14 protein-coding genes and 1 riboswitch are annotated in these 20,184 nt (G+C 42.8%); of the genes, 7 read left to right on the top strand and 7 right to left on the bottom strand.

The genetic code is table 11. The features are described from left to right. The first annotated feature begins 134 nt into the window (after positions 1 to 134). The gene (gene sstT / locus M1G14_RS01300; protein ID WP_045759865.1) at positions 135 to 1,352 is read left to right on the top strand and encodes a serine/threonine transporter SstT; all 1,218 of its coding nucleotides are present in this window, start codon (positions 135 to 137) and stop codon (positions 1,350 to 1,352) included. Between the two features lie 53 nt (positions 1,353 to 1,405). On the opposite strand, the gene M1G14_RS01295 is transcribed toward sstT, so the two are convergent. From M1G14_RS01295 to M1G14_RS01275, 5 genes are all read right to left on the bottom strand, one after another. Then, a complete protein-coding gene (locus M1G14_RS01295) occupies positions 1,406 to 2,737 on the bottom strand; it encodes an alanine/glycine:cation symporter family protein (protein ID WP_049523311.1) in 1,332 nt (443 codons plus the stop codon). Between the two features lie 102 nt (positions 2,738 to 2,839). Then, positions 2,840 to 2,934: riboswitch (glycine riboswitch) on the bottom strand. Positions 2,935 to 3,063: 129 nt separating this feature from the next. Further along, positions 3,064 to 4,482: a C69 family dipeptidase gene (locus M1G14_RS01290; protein ID WP_049523313.1), complete on the bottom strand. Its 1,419-nt coding sequence runs from the start codon at positions 4,480 to 4,482 to the stop codon at positions 3,064 to 3,066. A 160-nt stretch (positions 4,483 to 4,642) separates the two neighbouring features. After that, entirely contained in the window at positions 4,643 to 6,982 is a 2,340-nt protein-coding gene (locus M1G14_RS01285) for an endonuclease MutS2 (protein WP_049523315.1), read from the bottom strand. 73 nt (positions 6,983 to 7,055) lie between these two features. Then, positions 7,056 to 7,610 (bottom strand): CvpA family protein, encoded by a 555-nt coding sequence (locus M1G14_RS01280; protein ID WP_049506576.1) that lies wholly within the window; start codon positions 7,608 to 7,610, stop codon positions 7,056 to 7,058. Between the two features lie 10 nt (positions 7,611 to 7,620). Beyond that, positions 7,621 to 7,911 carry a hypothetical protein gene (locus M1G14_RS01275; RefSeq protein WP_049471900.1) on the bottom strand — a complete coding sequence of 97 codons (291 nt, stop codon included), beginning with the start codon at positions 7,909 to 7,911 and terminating at the stop codon, positions 7,621 to 7,623. A 136-nt stretch (positions 7,912 to 8,047) separates the two neighbouring features. Here M1G14_RS01275 and rnhC point away from each other — a divergent pair, with 136 nt between their 5' ends. The 3 genes from rnhC (at position 8,048) to recD2 (ending at position 12,098) form a co-directional block, all read left to right on the top strand. Next, positions 8,048 to 8,944 (top strand): ribonuclease HIII, encoded by an 897-nt coding sequence (rnhC, locus tag M1G14_RS01270; protein ID WP_049506577.1) that lies wholly within the window; start codon positions 8,048 to 8,050, stop codon positions 8,942 to 8,944. A gap of 3 nt (positions 8,945 to 8,947) precedes the next feature. After that, on the top strand, positions 8,948 to 9,598 hold the full coding sequence (gene lepB / locus M1G14_RS01265) for a signal peptidase I (protein ID WP_014713905.1): 651 nt from the start codon (positions 8,948 to 8,950) through the stop codon (positions 9,596 to 9,598). A gap of 67 nt (positions 9,599 to 9,665) precedes the next feature. Next, the gene (recD2, locus tag M1G14_RS01260) at positions 9,666 to 12,098 is read left to right on the top strand and encodes an SF1B family DNA helicase RecD2 (protein WP_049523317.1); all 2,433 of its coding nucleotides are present in this window, start codon (positions 9,666 to 9,668) and stop codon (positions 12,096 to 12,098) included. Between the two features lie 8 nt (positions 12,099 to 12,106). Here recD2 and dinB read toward each other — a convergent pair whose 3' ends face one another. Then, positions 12,107 to 13,213: a DNA polymerase IV gene (gene dinB, locus M1G14_RS01255; protein ID WP_247926149.1), complete on the bottom strand. Its 1,107-nt coding sequence runs from the start codon at positions 13,211 to 13,213 to the stop codon at positions 12,107 to 12,109. A gap of 260 nt (positions 13,214 to 13,473) precedes the next feature. Here dinB and pflB point away from each other — a divergent pair, with 260 nt between their 5' ends. The 3 genes from pflB to M1G14_RS01240 all read left to right on the top strand — a co-directional run bounded on the left by pflB (position 13,474) and on the right by M1G14_RS01240 (position 17,440). Further along, positions 13,474 to 15,789 carry a formate C-acetyltransferase gene (gene pflB, locus M1G14_RS01250; protein ID WP_049484073.1) on the top strand — a complete coding sequence of 772 codons (2,316 nt, stop codon included), beginning with the start codon at positions 13,474 to 13,476 and terminating at the stop codon, positions 15,787 to 15,789. Between the two features lie 420 nt (positions 15,790 to 16,209). Continuing rightward, positions 16,210 to 16,968 (top strand): threonine/serine exporter family protein, encoded by a 759-nt coding sequence (locus M1G14_RS01245; protein ID WP_021153883.1) that lies wholly within the window; start codon positions 16,210 to 16,212, stop codon positions 16,966 to 16,968. Between the two features lie 4 nt (positions 16,969 to 16,972). Beyond that, the gene (locus M1G14_RS01240) at positions 16,973 to 17,440 is read left to right on the top strand and encodes a threonine/serine exporter family protein (protein ID WP_031575574.1); all 468 of its coding nucleotides are present in this window, start codon (positions 16,973 to 16,975) and stop codon (positions 17,438 to 17,440) included. Between the two features lie 1,174 nt (positions 17,441 to 18,614). Here M1G14_RS01240 and M1G14_RS01235 read toward each other — a convergent pair. Next, positions 18,615 to 18,821 (bottom strand): hypothetical protein, encoded by a 207-nt coding sequence (locus M1G14_RS01235; protein WP_083279722.1) that lies wholly within the window; start codon positions 18,819 to 18,821, stop codon positions 18,615 to 18,617. Positions 18,822 to 20,184 lie beyond the last annotated feature (1,363 nt).

Here is a 20,184-nt window from a genome sequence, read left to right as displayed (position 1 = left end):
TTCGGGCCTTTCTATCAAAGAATAGTATGATTATATCAAATATTCGGAAATAAGGCTATTTTTTGAAAATTTCATTGCTTTTCCCCCCTAACTATCGTATAATATTCCTTAATTATTTTTTAAGGAGGTCCTACATGATTCATCGATTGATTACCACTTGGAATAAAACCAACCTTATGAAAAGGATCGCAATCGGGATTGTACTTGGTGTTATCCTAGCCCTTATCTTCCCGAAAGCATCTGGCATTGGACTCTTAGGTCAGTTCTTTGTTGGAGGGCTCCGTGCGATCGCACCCCTTCTGGTCTTTGCGCTTGTCGCAAACGCTCTCTCCCAACACCAAAAAGGGACAGAGACCAATATGAAAAAGGTCATCGTCCTCTATCTCCTAGGAACCTTTGCAGCTGCCTTCGTCGCTGTTTTGGTCAATTACATCTTCCCAATCACCATTACCCTGACTGGAAAGGCCGCTGAAGGATCCTCTCCAAACGGGATTGGCGAAGTGATTAGTAACCTCTTGCTCAAGATCGTCGACAACCCGGTCAACGCCTTGCAGCAAGCTAACTACATTGGAATCCTTTCTTGGGCAACTGTCTTTGGGATCGCCATGAGAGAAGCGAGCGAACATAGTAAAGACCTCCTACAAACCCTAGCAGACATCACTTCAAAAATTGTTGAGTGGATTATCAACCTAGCTCCATTTGGGATCTTAGGCTTGGTCTTCACGACCATCGCTGGCCAAGGACTCAGTGCCCTTAGCAACTACGGGATTCTCTTACTTGTTTTGGTTGGTACCATGGCTTTTGTAGCCCTGGTCATCAATCCATTGATCGTCTTTTTCATGATTCGCAAGAACCCTTATCCCCTTGTTTTTAAATGCCTCCGTGTCAGTGGAGTAACAGCCTTCTTCACGCGAAGCTCTGCAGCCAACATCCCTGTCAACATGCGTCTCTGTGAAGAATTGGGGCTGAATCCAGACACCTATTCTGTCTCCATTCCACTTGGTTCAACTGTAAACATGGCAGGCGCTGCGGTGACGATCAATATTTTGACGCTCGCTGCTGCCAATACCTTGCACATTCAGGTTGACTTTGGAACGGCGCTCATCCTGAGTGTCGTAGCGGCTATCTCTGCTTGTGGAGCATCTGGAGTTGCGGGAGGATCTCTCCTTCTCATCCCTGTTGCTTGTAGCCTCTTTGGTATCACCAATGATTTGGCCATGCAAGTCGTCAGCGTCGGCTTTATCATCGGGGTCATCCAAGACTCTTGCGAAACAGCCCTCAACTCTTCGACAGATGTGCTCTTCACCGCCATCGCCGAAATGAGTAGCTGGCCAAAAGAAAAACGCTATTAAATGAGCCTATCTCAAATAGACAAGAAAACCCAGATCTCGCGATCTGGGTTTTCTTATTTCTTAAAGTATTGTTTGCTTTCTTTGATGATGACAGGGGAGAGAGCTAAAAGGGCAATTAGGTTAGGCAAAGCCATCAGCCCATTCACAATATCCGCGATCACCCAGACCAAATCCAGCTTAAGGAAGCCTCCCAGTCCAACCATAAAAACAAAGAAGGTCCGATAGAGGTTGATATGTTTAACACCAAATAAGAATTCAAAACACCGCTCTCCGTAATAAGACCATCCAAGTATGGTCGTGGTCGCAAAAAGCACCAAGCATAGCGTCAGAATGATGCCTCCGACTGGACCAAAGACGCCTGTAAACGTATCCTGAGTCAGGGTACTAGTGCTGCCCTTAGCCATCCACTCACCTGAAACCAAGAGCGAAAGTCCTGTCAAACTACAAATAATAATGGTATCAATAAAGGTTCCTGTCATGGAGATCAAGCCCTGCTCGACAGGCTCATTGGTCTTCGCTGCGGCTGCTGCAATGGGTGCTGATCCAAGCCCCGATTCATTGGAGAAAACTCCACGCGCCACCCCTTTTTGGATAGCCATTTTAACCGTCGCTCCTGCGAAACCTCCCATGGCTGCAGTCCCTGTGAAAGCACCTGAAAATACCGATTTCAAGGCTGGAAGCAATTGGTCCAGATGCAAGAAAATGATCGTGACAGTCGCAAAGATATAGGCAGCAGCCATAAAAGGAACCACTTTTTCAGAGACTTTGGAAATCCAGTGAATTCCACCAAAGATGATGGTCGAAACCACTAGAGCAATCACTACACTAGCCACTTCTGGAGTTGTTCCAAAACTAGCTTGAAGGGATCCCGTAATGGAATTAACCTGGGTCATGGTTCCGATCCCAAAGAGGGCTACCAGCACTCCTGCAACCGCAAAGAAAATAGCCAGTGGTCGCCACTTCTCTCCCATCCCGTGAAGAATGTAGTACATCGGACCACCTGAGATATGACCGTTGTCATCCTTGGTCCGATAACGAATGGCTAAGAGCCCTTCTGCATACTTGGTCGCCATTCCAAAGAAGGCTGCCATCCACATCCAAAAGAGGGCACCTGGGCCACCCGTCTGAATCGCTGTAGCCACCCCTACAATATTCCCCGTCCCTACAGTAGCCGCTAGAGCTGTCGCAAGGGCTCCGAAACTCGAGATATCCCCGTGTCCCTCATCTTCTGTAAAGATCAGGCGAAAAGCTTTTGGAAGGTAGCGTATCTGAAGCAAACCCAAACGAAGGGTTAGGTAGATCCCTGTTCCTACCAAGAGCACCAACAGCGGGGCGCCCCACACTAGATTATCGAGCTGTTGAAAAAACTGCAATACATGATCCATTTTCTGTCTCCTTTTTCATCGACCGCTCGACAGAAAAGAGAAAAAGAAAGAGCACATGTCAAACATGTACTCTGGTCCTGCTTAAAATAGGGGACTTCCCCTATCTTTCGCTCTGTCCTTTTACCTGAGAGTTTGAGTAGATGCATCCTCTACCTTGCCCCTTCGGTGCCATTTCTGGTCTCTCCAGAGTTCCGTCCATTCACAGTCACTCACGCTCCTGCAAACTTCATTCGGTCGTATGTAATTTTCTCTATTTTAATCGATTTTCAAAAGTTTGTCAATCATTTCTGAAAATATCTTGTAAACCACCTGAAAATAAACGGTTTTTAATCACTCAAGGAGAAGTGATTGGTCATGAGGTTGCTAGCATCGAGCAAAATCTTGTCCAAGAGTTGATCTGTCGCTTCCTGGATTTGATCACTCATGGCTTGGTTTTCCGCCTCAAAATCAACGGTTTCACCTGCTGCAAGTGCACGATCGACTTTATTGATGCGCGCATGTCCCCAGGCCATTGTCGTTTCTTGGTAATCGTCCAAATCACCAACATGGTGAGCATAGTGAGGATCTGCTAGTCCTGCAATAATCCGGTTGGCCCAGTAGAAGGAATCCGTTGTTACCTTAGCCGTCGTATTGGCAAAGTAGTCTGGCGTTGTGTCCACTTGGGTAAAGAAAGGAACGGCTGTATTGTAAGGCATGGAGCCATAAGAAATCCATTGGATGCCTGTCGTTTCTTGTGGTTTATTGGGACGCAATTGCAGAATCGCTGTCTGGCTGGTCCGGTTGATCCCGATCGTCCGGAAGGTCCGCTGACTCACGTGATCGCCTTCAGGACCATAAGGATCGTAGATGGTATCTTGGTAGTGGTTGCTCAAGATATATTTGACATCTTCAATCGTCACCTTGCGATAAGGTTTTTGGCACCAAGGAATCTCGAAGCTCCGTGGATCCTGCTCAATTTCAGGATTGAGGAAACGCTGGATGGCCCAAGCCCGCGGTGTATTGTAGTGACGGTCCTTGTCTTTTTGGCTACCAAAGGCATAGCGTGGATTAAAACCTTTCCCTTCTTGATCCAGAATCAAATGGTGCTCTGTGACAAAACGTTCAAGATCCGGGTCACAAAGAAACTCATCTGGATTACCAAATTCAAAATAATCACTTCCCAGTTGGTTGGGGTTGGTCACATAGGCATCATCAGGGACACGGCGCGCCATCCAGTGGTGACCTCCGACGGTCTCCAACCACCAGATTTCATTCACATCTGAAATGGCGATCCCGTTGGATTCATAAGTTCCGTACTCTTCCAAAATCTTTCCGAGACGCAAGACCCCTTCGCGGGCTGTCTTGACATAAGGCAAGACCAAAGTCAGCATGTCTTCCTCACCGATGCCACTCTCTACAAGAGGATCTGCCCCTAGCACACGGCTATTGGTCGTAATGGTCTCTGTCTCACTCATGGCTACATTATAGACATTGATCCCAGCTTCTCCCCAGATCCCGTCTTTAGGAATGGCATCTGGAACCGCTGTATAGCGAACTGGATTATCTGGTAAGTCGATTTCAAAAGTTGATAATACCGACTTGTAATGACGCGGTTGATCTTCTGGTTTGACCACGATCAACTTCTTGGGCGTAAAAACGCCATTTTGAGAATCCTCTGTTCGTGCTACAATGGTCGAACCATCATAGCTAGCATTTTTTCCGACTAGAATCGTTGTACACGAATCTGCACTTTCACGTTTACGCATGCGTATCCTCCCAAATCATTCATTGCCTCTATTATAGCACTTTTAAAAAGGAGGACCTACTGAAAATCAGATTTAAAAGCGAATCCTTTTCAACAACTTTCAAATATTTTCATTTTATAAAAATTTAAAAAACCTAGCTGATAAACAGCCAGGGTTTAACTTATCCTTTAAACGTAACAATGGTTGCGCCACTTCCACCTGCATTTTGGGGGGCATATTCAAAACTTTTGACGTGTTTGTTGCGGCGGAGATACTTGGTCACCCCTTCACGGATGACACCCGTCCCGATCCCGTGGATGATATCGACTTGGGCCATGTTGTTGAGCAGGGCCTGATCGATAAAGCCATCTAGCTCTTGCATGGCCTCTTCATAGCGTTTCCCACGGAGGTCTAGACGCGCTCTCGGCCCACTCGTGTTCGAGCGTTTGACGACATTCACTTGGCGTTTCTTAGGTTGAGTCGCTTCTTTTTCAGCCTTGATGAGGTTGAATTCTTTTTCTTTCAAGGTCATCTTGATCAAGCCGACTTGCGCCTCCCAGCGACCATCTTTGAGTTGCTTGACCAGGGTTCCGCGTTGGCCATAGCTGATAACCAAGATTTCATCTCCCACCTTAGGAGCACGCGCCTTTTTGGCTTTTTTCAAGACCTTGTTTTTAGAAAGGTCGACGGTTTCAGGCGCTAGTTTTTTCAACTGAGCCTTGGCTTCAATGATCTCATGTGGTTTTAACTGGGATTTAGCATGAAGCCCTTGAAGGATACGGTCACTCTCTGAGAGGGCCATGTCCACAATTTCCTTGGCTTCTTCTCTCGCCTTATTGAGCTCTGTTTCTCTCTCTCTGGTCAGTTCGTTATAGAGTTTTCGAAGAGCACGATTGAATTTGAGATTTTCTTGTTCGACCTCTTGAATGATATCCAAGCGCTTGCGACTTTCTAAGGTCTGCGCCTCCAATTTTTCAATAATCTGATTGACATCATTATCCGTATTGGTCATCTTCATGGCATCCTGGATAATGGTCTCAGACAAGCCCAAACGGCGGGCAATTTCAAAGGCATTGGAGCGACCAGGAACTCCTTGCATGAAGCGATAGGTTGGACGCAGACTCGCTGTGTCAAACTCCATGCTGGCATTTTGCACTCCTGCAGTCTCAATCCCGTAGGCCTTGAGCTCTGGATAGTGGGTTGTTGCCATGGTCTTAATTCCACGTAAGCGCAAGTCTTCTAGGATGGCAATAGCAAGGCCAGCCCCCTCTTGAGGATCGGTTCCAGCCCCCAACTCATCCAGAAGGATCAAGGAGGCGGTATCCACTTGATTCAAGATAGATACGATATTGGTCATATGACTGGAGAAGGTCGACAAGCTCTGCTCGATCGATTGTTCATCTCCAATATCTGCAAAGACCTGTGAGAAGATTCCCACACGACTACCTGGATCCGCTAGGATGGGAAGACCAGACTGGGCCATAATTTGCGCTAGTCCCAGCGTTTTTAGCATGATGGTTTTCCCCCCTGTATTGGGACCGGTAATCACGATTTCTGTCAAGTCCTCGGTAAAATGCAGGTCATTCGCGACGGCATTTTCAATCAAGGGATGACGTAGTTGCAAGAGCTGAATGGAACGATTGTTACTAACCTCTGGTACCACTGCCTTATAATCGCGCATAAACCGATACTTGGCCTTGATCAAGTCTAAGTGACCGATAATCCAAGCGTTATTTGCAATCTCTGCTGCATGAGGGCGCAGGGTGTCAGACAATTCCTCCAGAATCTGAATGATTTCATACCGTTCATCGGCCCGATGGTTGGCAATTTCTTCATTAAGATTGACGACTGCCCGAGGCTCGATATAAACGGTATTCCCGCTTGCTGAGATATCGTGGACCACCCCTGCAATTCGGTTACGATAGGTGTTTTTTACGGGTAGAACATTGCGGCCATTCCGACTAGCAATCACAGCATCCGCCAGCATATCGGCCTTGCTTTTCAGCAGGTCTTGTAGAATCTCTCTGACCTGGTGTTCATTTTCCTGGATTCGGCGACGAATTTTGGCCAATTTTTCACTGGCAAAAGACTCGACAAAGCCTCCTTCGTTGATAGCTTGAAGCCCACCTTGTAGGCGTGGTAAATCCACCAAGTTGTCAAAGAGGCGATTGAGCCTTTCCAGACGGACATTTTCCAAGTTGTCGTAGAAATCCTTGAGCTCATGTGTCACCCGAAGGACAGCTTTTAGCGCTAGTAATTCATCGATATTGAGGGCTGCCTCCATCTCCAAACGCTTGGCCACTGAACGGACATCTTGAATGGTCGATACTGCAAAGCGAGGCTCTTCCAAGAGGATCTGCTCCATATCTTCTAGCTCCATAAAGGCCGTTTCGATGCTTTCTTTTTTATCAGTTGGAGTAAGGGCTGCTAGCTCCATCTCCCCTTGTTCTGTCTGTAGATAAGGTTCAAAGAGTTGCTTGACCTTGTCAAACTCCAGAATATCTAAGATTTTTTTATTCATGTTTCTCCTACAAAAAAAGTGAGCGTCCTTCCTTGAATCGGACTTGTCTCACTCCTTTCTTCATTTTTGCTCCTTAAGCTCCGATAATCGCAGTCACCCACAAGTTGTGGAACAGGCTGGAACTGATCGGGGTATGAAGGATGATAAAGCGGATCAATCCACTTGCATTTAGTCTATTTTGGATGGAAGCCATGGGAACTGTTGAGAGAATAGTCAAGCCCATCTGGATCACCAAGAGGGTTATCACGACGGCGATCACACCCGCTCCAATTTGATACTTGCGATCCTCCAATTTTTCTGGCTGGGGAACCAAGTGCATAAAGATTCCAATCACGCGGCCGATCAAATAAACCAGCACAAAAATCAACACATAAGCTAACCCTGCATAAAAGATGTCATCTAATTGAAACAGGTAGCGGTTGGCATAAAAATAATTCACCGATTGCTGAGTGGGACTCGAAAAAGGAACCCATAGAGACAAAACCTTAGCCAGTCCCTTGTAGCTACCACCTGCAATCAAGAGGGCCACCAAGGTCACTAGAAAGTAATAGGACTGGAGGATGATGCCTCTTGCATAGCCAATATAAAAGCTCCATGCCAAAATCAATAAGATTAAGAAAGTTAACATGTATCTCCTCTTATTTAGATGATTTATCCTTTAAGTCGTCTAAAGCTTTGCGACGAAAATCATCTAGTTCTGTTTCCTTGTCGTCAAACTCAATCTCTCGATTCAGTTGCATGGACAAACTATTTACTGCCAATAAGATCGCGATGGTTTCATCGTCAGCCTCTGGCATTTGTTCCTTAATTGCTTGGTATTTTTCTTTCGCAACACGTTCGACTTCTTCCATAAACAAATTATCATGGTTGGTTGTTAAAGTGAGCGCTTTGTTTCCAAATGTAAATTTATATCTATTTAAGCTCGCCATAAAAATCACCTCACGGTATTATACCAAAAAAGGCTAGCTTTGTCAGTAGCAAAGCCCCTCTTCACAGGGATTTTCCAGTGGATTCTTTCTTTCTTTTTGCTCCCTCTCTCCCTGAATTTGTGGTACAATAGTGGTTATGGAAAGTATGACACTCACTCCAACACAGGAGCAAATCCTTGATTTTGTCCATACCTATCGCAGTTCTCTCACTCAAAGCAAGAACCCTCATATGGATTATTTCTTTCGACTAGAGGGAGCGACCGTTTCGATCTACAAGTCTGGAAAGGTCCTGCTCCAGGGCAATGACCTCACTCCTTACCTGAACTTTTTCGGGCAAGATGCTGGGAACCTTAAGCGTTCTACTTCATCTGCACGACAAGATCTAGCCATGATCGGAACCGATGAGGTCGGAAACGGCTCTTATTTTGGTGGACTCACCGTTGTCGCATCCTTTGTCACACCTGACCAGCACGACTGGCTCAAAAAGCTTGGTGTTGGTGATTCGAAGACCTTGGATGATCGAAAAATTCAACAATTGGCTCCTCTCCTTGAGGAAAATATCCAGCACCAAGCACTCTTATTGTCTCCAAAGAAGTACAATGAAGTCATCGCTTCTGGTTACAATGCTGTTTCGGTCAAAGTAGCCCTGCACAATCAGGCCATCTACCTTCTGTTAAATAAGGGAGTCCAAGCAGAGCGAATTGTGATCGATGCCTTTACAACTGCTAAAAACTACCAAAAATACGTAAAAGCTGAGAAAAATCAGGTCACGCAAGCCATTGAGTTGGAAGAAAAAGCCGAAAGCAAGTATCTAGCTGTGGCAGTTAGCTCCATCATCGCCCGCAATCTCTTCCTTCAAAATCTGGAAGATCTGGGCAAGGAACTGGGTTTTAATCTTCCTAGTGGAGCAGGAGCTAAATCAGACCAAGTGGCCGCTAAATTGCTTCAGACCTACGGGATGAAAGCTCTGGATTATTGTGCCAAACTCCATTTTAAAAACACAGAAAAAGCAAAGAAATTACTAGAAAGATAAGTCATGTCAAAAAGAAGTTCAAAACATACATCGAGCTCACCTGTGGTGAGATTCCTTAAAGAATGGGGCCTCTTCAGTATCATTGTTGGTCTCATCATCGCCTCTCGCATTTACCTCTGGGCTCCGGTCAAGGTAGATGGCCATTCGATGGATCCGACTCTGGCCGATAGCGAGTACCTCCTTGTGGTCAACCACCTCTCAATCGATCGTTTCGACATTGTTGTTGCCAGTGAAAAAGATGACGACGGCAAAACCAAGGACATCGTCAAGCGGGTCATCGGTCTTCCTGGAGATACCATCCAATATGATAACGATACCCTCTACATCAATGGGAAAAAGACCAATGAGCCTTATTTGAAAAACTATATCGCTCGTTTCAAAAAAGATAAATTGCAATCGACCTACACTGGAAAAGGCTTTGAAGAAAACGGAGAACTCTTCCGCCAATTGGCCAATACAGCTCAAGCCTTTACAGTGGACAAAGATGGCAATCCTAAATTTACTTTGAAGTTGCTTGACGATGAATATCTCTTACTTGGAGATGACCGGATCGTTTCAAAAGATAGCCGTCAGGTCGGAGCTTTCAAGAAAGAACAAATCAAGGGGCAAGCCGTCTTTAGACTATGGCCTATCTACCCTTTCAAAACTTATTAGTATAGATCAACAGACTGAGGCTGAGACAAGTATGTCCCAGCCTTGCCTTATAAAAAGGAAAGAAATGATGGAATATTATTTTTCTGGTACTATTGAGCGCATTATTTTTGAAAATCCCAGTAGTTTTTTTCGAATCCTCCTGCTCGACATTAGCGATACCGATGCCGAAGACTTTGATGATTTTGAGATTATTGTGACGGGCACCATGGCAGATATCATGGAAGGCGAAGACTACACCTTCTGGGGGGAGCTGGTCCATCATCCTAAATACGGAGAACAGCTCAAAATCAGTCGCTATGAACGGGCTAAACCCTCTAGCAAGGGCTTAGTGAAGTATTTTTCCAGCGATCACTTCAAGGGAATTGGTCTCAAAACAGCCCAAAAAATCGTGGATCTCTATGGAGAAGACACCATTGATAAAATCTTAGAAGCCCCTGAAAAATTAGAAGACATCACAGGCCTCTCCAAGAAAAACCGCCTAGCTTTTGTGGATAAACTCCGTCAGAATTACGGAACGGAGCGCATTCTCGCCCAACTAGCCAATTATGGCATTCCCAATAAACTAGCCTTTCAAATCCAGGATTTCTACAAGGAAGAAACGCTCCAGATCGTGGAGCAACAGCCCTACCAATTGGTGGAAGACATCCAAGGAATGGGCTTTAAAATTGCGGACCAACTGGCAGAAGAATTGGGCATCGCAAGTGACGCCCCCGAGCGTTTCCGCGCGGGTCTGATTCACAGTCTCTTCAGCTACTCTATCGAGACTGGAAATACCTATATTGAAGCCAAGGATCTCCTGCGCTATAGCATTGACCTTTTGGAATCAGCGCGTCCAGTAGAATTGGATCCCTCCACTGTCGCCCAAGAATTAGGCCACCTTATCGAGGAAGACAAGGTCCAAAACGTGGATACAAAGATCTTTGACAATAGCCTTTTCTTTGCGGAAGAAGGAATTCGTAGTCACATTGGTCGATTGCTGGAGAAAGGAAAGCAGACTTCATTTAACCCTGAAAAGATCAACCAGGCAATTAAAGAGGTTGAAAAAGATCTGGGGATTCACTACGATGCTATTCAAAAAGAGGCGATTCACCAGGCGATTCAAAACAAGGCCTTTATCCTCACTGGGGGACCGGGAACAGGAAAAACCACCGTTATCAATGGGATGATCAGTGTCTATGCCCAACTCCACCAGCTGGATCTGCGTAAGAAAAAAGACCTTCCGATCCTGCTGGCTGCCCCAACGGGACGGGCAGCTCGGCGCATGAATGAGCTGACAGGACTTCCGAGTGCCACCATCCACCGCCATTTGGGAATGACAGGAGATGATGATACCAGCCACTTAGAGGACTATCTAGATGCAGATTTTATCATTGTGGACGAGTTTTCCATGGTCGATACCTGGCTCGCTAATCAATTAGTCAGCAACATCGCAACCGATACCAAACTCTTGATTGTGGGAGATGCTGACCAATTACCATCCGTCAGTCCTGGACAAGTCCTAGCGGATCTCTTGCAGATCCCAAGCATCCCTCAGACCAAACTCGAACATATTTTCCGTCAGAGTGAAGATTCGACCATTGTCTCACTTGCAGGAGACATTCGCCAGGGTAAGCTTCCTCAAGATTTCACAGAACGAAAAGCCGATCGCTCATACTTCGAAGCTGGAAGCGAACACATCCCTAAGATGATCGAACAGATCACCTCTGCTGCCCTTCGCAGTCAGATCCCGGCTCGAGATATCCAAGTCTTGGCACCGATGTACAAGGGCCAGGCCGGCATTGACAACATCAATACACTCATGCAAGACCTTCTCAATCCAGCTGTCAAAGATCAGGTCGTCTTTGACACGCCAGACTGCCAATACCGCGATGGAGACAAGGTTATCCATCTGGTCAATGATGCAGAAAGCAATGTCTTTAATGGAGATATTGGCTACATTACCGATCTTCTCCCCGGAAAATATACAGAATCGAAGCAAGATGAATTGACTATCCAATTTGATGGCAATGAAATCGTCTACCCGCGCAATGAATGGTACAAGATTCGCTTAGCCTATGCGATGAGTATTCACAAATCGCAAGGAAGCGAATTTCCTGTGGTGATTTTACCCATTACGAATCAAAGCCACCGGATGTTGCAGCGTAATTTGATCTATACCGCCATCACGCGCTCTAAGAGCAAACTCATCCTCTTAGGAGAATACAGCGCCTTTGATTTCGCTACTAAAAATACAGGTACAGCGCGCAAGACCTATTTGGTTGAACGTTTCAAGGACCTGGACGGAGGCGAAGCAACCACAGACTATTCTTCATCCCTTGCAATGGCTTCTGCTACAGTCGAATCTGCACGAAGCAAGGAAGAAACTGTTGAAACGAAAGCAGAGACGTCTAAGCCTACTATCTATCGACTAACAGAAGACAATCTCCACACCATCTCGCCTATGATTGGACTAACAGAAGAAGAGATTGCAGCCTTTTTTGACATCAAAAAAGACGACTAGTGAATAGACTAGTTGTCTTTTTCTTCTTCTACCAGAGGCAGTTCAGTATGATCAACAAAGTTGGTCATGGTGACACCCAAGAGGCGGATTCCAGTATTTGTCGATTCGATTTCTTGAAAAATTTGGCGAGCGGAACGATTGATCCGCTCAGCCTCTCGTGTTGGCTCCGTCAGGGGGATCCGCTTGGTCAGGGTGGTGAAGTCTCCATAGCGCACCTTTAAAACCAAGGTCTTTCCTTGCTTGCCGTGTTTTTCCAGCGATTGGGCTACCTTACTGGACAGATTTGCAATTTCTTCTACAATATCATCTTCAGCATAAAGGAGCTTGCGGTAGGTCCGCTCTTTTCCGATCGACTTGCGGATCCGATGGCTCTTGACAGGGCTATTGTGAATCCCTCGCGCCTTACGAAAGAGATCATAGCCAAAGCGCCCAAATCGATCGATCAAGGTCATCTCCGGGATAGCTAAAAGATCCGCGCCAGTATAGACCTCCATCTCATGCAGGCGCTCCACTGTCTTCTTTCCTACCCCGTGAAATTTGGCAATGTCCATCTGGCTCAGGAAATCCTCGGCATCCTCCGGCAAGACCACCGTTAGGCCACGGGGTTTTTGGTAGTCACTTGCCATCTTTGCCAAAAACTTATTATAAGAGACACCTGCTGAAGCTGTGAGATGCAGCTCTTCCCAGATCGCATGCTGAATCAAGCGAGCGATTTTGACAGCTGATTTGCTCTGGATTTTATTTTCCGTCACATCTAGATAGGCTTCATCAATACTCATAGGCTCGATCAGATCTGTATAGCGCTTGAAAATCTCACGGACCTGCTCACCTACTTCTCGGTATTTCTCATAATTTCCAGAGATAAAAATCGCTTGAGGACAAAGGTCCAGCGCTTCTTTAGAGCTCATAGCTGAATGAATGCCATATTTCCTTGCTTCATAGTTACAAGTCGAGACAACACCTCTCCCTCCTGACTGACGAGGGTCCTGGCCAATCACGACAGGCTTGCCCTTCAAACTAGGGTTGTCTCTTTCTTCGACGGCAGCAAAAAATGCATCCATATCAATATGAATAATCTTGCGACTCGTATCATTCACCAATGGAAATATCAGCATTTTTCACCCTCCTTTTTTCTATTATAAGAAGAAAATTTTAGAATTGCAAAAATCGGCCCCTCCTAAAAACATGAAAATTGATGGAAATTCGTGTTCATTTTCAAAAATGTAGTACAGTATCGCAGAAGAGTTGAAACTGTATTATAAAAGAATCTGCTATTTTTCGCAATTCGTCTTTGTGTAACCGGTTTCTGTATGGTATACTACTATTGTAAGTGCAACAGATATAGTTGCTAGAAAGACAATAGAGGAAAATAAAAATGGTTGTTAAAACAGTCGTTGAGGCACAAGATATTTTTGACAAAGCCTGGGAAGGCTTCAAAGGTGAAGATTGGAAAGAAAAAGCAAGCGTTTCTCGCTTCGTTCAAGCTAACTACACACCTTATGATGGAGATGAAAGCTTCCTAGCTGGTCCAACTGAACGTTCTCTTCACATCAAGAAGATTGTTGAAGAAACAAAAGCTCATTACGAAGAAACTCGTTTCCCATACGATAACCGTCCAACATCTATCGCTGATATCGCAGCAGGATATATCGACAAAGAAAACGAATTGATCTTCGGTATCCAAAATGATGAATTGTTCAAATTGAACTTCATGCCTCGTGGTGGTATCCGTATGGCGGAAACTACTTTGAAAGAAAATGGATACGAACCAGATCCAGCAGTTCATGAAATCTTCACAAAATACGTTACAACTGTAAACGATGGTATCTTCCGTGCTTACACTTCTAACATCCGTCGCGCTCGTCACGCTCACACTGTAACTGGTCTTCCAGATGCATACTCTCGTGGACGTATCATCGGTGTTTATGCACGTCTTGCTCTTTACGGTGCTGACTACTTGATGGCTGAAAAAGCAAACGACTGGAACTCTATTACTGAAATCGATGAAGAATCAATCCGTCTTCGTGAAGAAGTAAACCTTCAATACCAAGCACTTCAAGAAGTTGTTAAATTGGGTGACCTTTATGGTGTAGACGTACGTCGTCCTGCCTTCGATACAAAAGAAGCAATCCAATGGACAAACATCGCCTTCATGGCTGTCTGCCGTGTGATCAACGGTGCTGCTACTTCTCTTGGACGTGTGCCAATCGTTTTGGATATCTACGCTGAACGTGACTTGGCTCGTGGTACTTACACTGAATCAGAAATCCAAGAATTCGTTGACGATTTCGTTATGAAATTGCGTACAGTTAAATTTGCTCGTACAAAAGCTTACGACCAATTGTACTCAGGTGACCCAACCTTCATCACAACTTCTATGGCTGGTATGGGTAACGACGGACGTCACCGTGTTACGAAGATGGACTACCGTTTCTTGAACACTTTGGACAACATCGGTAACTCGCCAGAACCAAACTTGACAGTTCTTTGGACTGACAAATTGCCATACAGCTTCCGTCGCTACTGTATGCACATGAGCCACAAACACTCTTCTATCCAATACGAAGGTGTAACAACAATGGCTAAAGACGGATACGGTGAAATGAGCTGTATCTCATGTTGTGTATCTCCACTTGACCCAGAAAACGAAGAACAACGCCACAACATCCAGTACTTCGGTGCTCGTGTAAACGTGCTTAAAGCTCTTCTTACTGGTTTGAACGGTGGTTATGACGACGTTCATAAAGACTACAAAGTATTTGACATCGATCCTATCCGTGACGAAGTTCTTGAATTCGAATCTGTTAAAGCAAACTTCGAAAAATCACTTGACTGGTTGACTGACACTTACGTAGATGCTTTGAACATCATCCACTACATGACTGATAAGTACAACTACGAAGCAGTTCAAATGGCCTTCTTGCCAACTCACCAACGCGCTAACATGGGATTCGGTATCTGTGGATTCGCCAACACTGTTGATACATTGTCAGCAATCAAATACGCTACTGTTAAACCAATCCGTGACGAAGATGGTTACATCTACGATTACGAAACAATCGGTGAATACCCACGTTGGGGTGAAGATGACCCACGTTCTAACGAATTGGCAGAATGGTTGATCGAAGCTTACACTACTCGTCTTCGCAGCCACAAACTTTACAAGAACGCAGAAGCTACAGTTTCACTTTTGACTATCACTTCTAACGTTGCTTACTCTAAACAAACTGGTAACTCACCAGTCCACAAAGGGGTATACCTCAACGAAGATGGTTCTGTGAACTTGTCTAAATTGGAATTCTTCTCACCAGGTGCTAACCCATCTAACAAAGCTAAAGGTGGATGGTTGCAAAACTTGAACTCACTTGCTAGCCTTGACTTTGGTTATGCAGCTGATGGTATCTCACTCACTACTCAAGTTTCACCACGTGCTCTTGGTAAAACTCGTGACGAACAAGTTGATAACTTGGTAACCATCCTTGATGGATACTTCGAAAACGGTGGACAACACGTTAACTTGAACGTTATGGACTTGAACGATGTTTACGAAAAGATCATGTCAGGTGAAGACGTAATCGTACGTATCTCTGGATACTGTGTAAACACGAAATACCTCACTCCAGAACAAAAAACTGAATTGACACAACGTGTCTTCCACGAAGTTCTTTCAATGGATGATGCCTTGAACTAAGATTCAAATAGATCTTAAAAAACCAGTCGGAAACGGCTGGTTTTTTTCATCCCCATCGCAAGAGTATTCTGAATTTTGAAAGAGTTTAAGAGCTTACTATATAGGGTTTGTCAGCGTTTTCTCCAAGTGTTATAGTAGAGCTGTAAATAAGATAGAAGGGGTGATCCTATGTTTTTAACATTTATTTTCGCTATTATTTGGCTCTTTATCCTGATTGCACTGATCTTTTTAGCAACCCTTCTCGTCCAGGATAGCACCGTGCAGCACCACCACCCGAGTTAACGAATGATAAGCCTAAACAATAGCTATTCTAAACGAATTCAGAAAGGATAAGAAACAAACTAGAATTGTCAAATTTTAGTTCTGTCTCTCGTCCTTTTTTGCTATAATAGAAACAGATTATTTAGTAAGAAGGAAATTATGGAAGAGTCAAAACAGATCAACCAAGTGATCGACGTCCTGATGTTAGCTGGAACCCTCCTGATAGAGAGTGGTTCTGAGATTCACCGGGTCGAAGATACCATGATCCGGATCGCCCATTCACAGGGAATCGTCGATTGCAATGTTTTAGCGATGCCAGTCGCTATTTTCTTTTCAATTGAGAATGCCAATGTCACACGCATGAAACGGATCTTGCGGACCAATTACAATATCGAAAAGGTCTGTGATGTCAATCAGATCTCTCGTCAACTCGTCTCTGGAGAGATCGATCTCGAGCAAGCCTACCAGGCCCTGAGCGAGTTGAAAATGAAGCGCGTTCCTTATACTAATCTCCAGTTGACCATTGCGGCAACCCTCAGTGCCCCTTTCTTCTCCATCATGTTTGGAGGAAATTTCTATGATGCGATTGGAGCAGGTATTGCGACTGTCTTTGCCTTTGCTTTTTCTCTTGTCGTTGAGAAATACGTTCGCATTCCTTTTGTCACTGCCTTTGCGGCCGCCTTTGTCTTTGGTTTTTTGGCCCATATCTGGACGCGCTATAGTGGTTTTCCTTCCAATACCGATCTCATTATCGCAGGCTGTGTCATGCCCTTCGTTCCTGGAATCGCTATGACCAATGCCGTCCGAGATCTGATGAATTACCACCTCAACTCTGGGATGAGCAAACTCTTTGAGACTCTCCTCATTACTCTTGCACTTGGTGCCGGTACAACGGTCGCCCTCGTCCTTATGAAATAAAATAATGAACCTAACTGAATTTTTAATCCAAGCGGTGGCCAGTTTGATTGCCATCATCACCTTTTTAATTGTCCTAAATGTGCAGCGCTCCATGTTGATTCCTGGAGGGATCCTCGGTATGGGCATCTGGCTACTCTACTATATCCTGAAAGGGCCTACCAATGTCATCGTTGCGACCTTTATCGCAGCCATTGTCGGCTCCTGTATCAGTCAGATTTTAAGTATCATTCTCAAGACGCCTGTCGTGGTCTTTATGTTGTCCATTCTCGCGCCCTTGGTTCCTGGATATATTTCCTATCGAACTACTTCCTTTTTTGTCAGTGGCCAATATCGTCAGGCAGTGACCAGCGTGACCCTGGTGGTTATTCTGGCCTTGGTGATCTCCATCGGGATGGCTAGTGGATCTGTCGTTTTGAAACTCTACCATTCTTATCAACGCTATCAAAAAAGAAAAATGACCAATGCTAACTAGCATTTGTCATGTTGGTAACAAAGTCTTCTTAAAACTTTCCTTAGGTGAGCACGGACGTCAGCGAACTTCGTAGAAGTTCCATGACTTAGTTTTGGACCTAAGGTTCCAAAACTCCCGAGTGCTAGAAACAATAGTGTTTCTAGCACTTTTCTCACGGCGGAAAGTTTTTGTATTTTCTTGATTCATTTTAACAATTGGAACTCATTTTTATTTTTTGAAGAAAACTAAAAGTTTATGTACAATTGACTAAACTAAAGCTAAACCATTGATACAACTGAATTAGAAGCATAAAGTACATTCTTTAAAAAGTGTACTTTATTTTTGTTTTGTAAATTATTCTGAAACTACTTTCACATATTAAAAATTGAATCTAAATTGCTGTAGGCCTATAATAAAGATAGGAATAATAAGAATTCTTCCTAGAAAGGAGTATACTGTATCATATGTGACAGTATTATAAATGAATCATGAAAAAAATAATTACTATAGTACAGTGCATTTTGTTCCTCGTGTCTCCTTACATAGCTAGAGAACTATGCTTGATGAGTAAAAATCTGGTGGATAATATGTTCCTCACATTCTTTATCATGCTAACAATTTCTTTTTGGCTTGGTATTTGGAAGTTGGGAGATCTTGTGGGAAATCCAAAATAGAAAGTAAAAAGTTGTGCTAGAGATGAGATTTTTATTTATTTTAATTATTAATACACCTTATTTCTTTTATTTAAAATGGAAGGATAAGCCTAAACAAAAAAATAAGTCCTTTTGTTATCTTTATAAGTTTTACATGATTTACTTGTGGTTTATCTTCATAATTTCCATAATGGCTATCGGTATTTTATCCCTTGGAATAGTAGCTGGTATGGGAAGAAAACTTCCGTTTGGTTTCTTTGTTTTATCTTTTTTATTTGTAGTTCTATTTAGTTTCTATATTTTTAGTATTCTAAAAGAGATAAAGGAATTAAAGCAAATAAAAGGTAAGTAAATAGATAGACGTAATCTAATTTGAATTGTCTTTATCTGGACTATACATCAAAATAAACAAGAATAGGGAAAAGTCTTTAGGATCAAAAAACGCATAATATTAGGTTTTGAAGAACCTTGATACTATGCGTTTTATTGTGGGGAGATTTACTTTATTTTCTCCTGAAATTGAGTTTTTGCTCATCCTCGTTTTACTTCCGGCGAGAGATAATAAATTTATCAATGAATAGTAAGTGATATAATGCAAGTACAAATCCCCAGAAACTACCACGAAGAGAGAATTCTTGATGATTAAGAGGAAGCAAATCACGGTTTCCTATATAGATGCATGTCAAAATCACAAATAGAATCCAAAATAAATCAGTCCATTTATATTTTGAAAAATATTTACTTAACATAATAACACCTTCTTTCTTTACTACAATAACATTATATGATAAAATGTAAGCGAATACAAATAAAAAGAAGGATTGACCTTATGAATGAAAAAAATCGTACATATTTTATTTGTGCAAGTATTATTATTTCATCTATAATTTTAGGACTCTTTATTTATAACGGAATTTATAACGGATTTGACGTTTTGGGTCAATTTATACACGATGGCCTCAGGATAATTAGTAGTAATATTAGTAATACTAGTAGTATTAGATAGTTAATAGTAATAGAATTTAAATAAAAAACGGTAATTTAGTGAATGCTGATTGCCGTTTTTTCTATATGTTTAAGGCGGTAACAATATGCTTAATGCGAAAATTTTTTATATATTTTTATTTTTTACCATTGTTGAAACTATAGGCTTGTTGTTTTTGAAAAGAGGTTTAGAAATGGGTTATTTAGATACAGGAGCTATCATCCTTACAGTTTTTTCATTTGCTTTTTACAATCTCTGTTCATTCGTTTGGGTCTGCATTACAATCAAAAATAAAAAGGGTGCCAAGAGTTTTCGAAAAAATACTTTCTTTTAGGAAAGTATTTTTCCGAAAAATTGGTCTTTTCCCGAAAGTTGTTGAATGAACTAAAAAACAGCCTAAACCGTTGGGGCTGTAAGGAATTTTAGTGATAGATTGTCCGCCCTCTAAACTTAAATCAGCTCAGAATGACTATCTTAGCATGATTTTTTAACATTTTATGCAAAAAAATAACTATTCGGTATCAAAATTTCGAGAATTTTACCGAATAGTTAAAAAAAGAGCAGAATAGAATTTTTTTATCGTATCTAATTTATAGAGTTTGTTGGGATTGTTGCTGAGTTTTTTGTTTATCATTCGAACTTTATTATTATATCATAAAAATGATTAGAAAAACAGACTTGAATTATTTTGAAATTGGTATATGATGAAGGTATAAAAACTATTAAAATAGCCTGATAGAAAGGGGAATAAAAGAATTAATCAGGCTATATAAAATTGGTGATTGGTATTTAATGTTGTAAAACAAGAAAGGAAAAGGTAAAATATGCAATTACATAAAAAATTTTTTATAGTGGCGTTGGTTTTATCCATTTGTATCTCACTTTATTTTCTTATCAATCCGTCTAATATCTTCACCTTTCCGATTCGTGTGCATGAATTTGATGACACATTTAAATATTACATGTTTGTGAAGATTGGAATTGTATTATTATTTATCAAATTCTTACTGGATATATGCTTAGAGTATATCAAGAATTGGTTTAAAAAGTTTTGATATATCTTCACACAAAAAACTTAGCATGTTTAGGAACTGAACCCCAATAATGGAACAAGAGAAAACCCTCTT

This window comes from Streptococcus parasanguinis (assembly GCF_023109675.1).
GTDB lineage: Bacteria > Bacillota > Bacilli > Lactobacillales > Streptococcaceae > Streptococcus > Streptococcus parasanguinis_I.
This window is presented reverse-complemented; position numbering and strand designations above follow the sequence as displayed.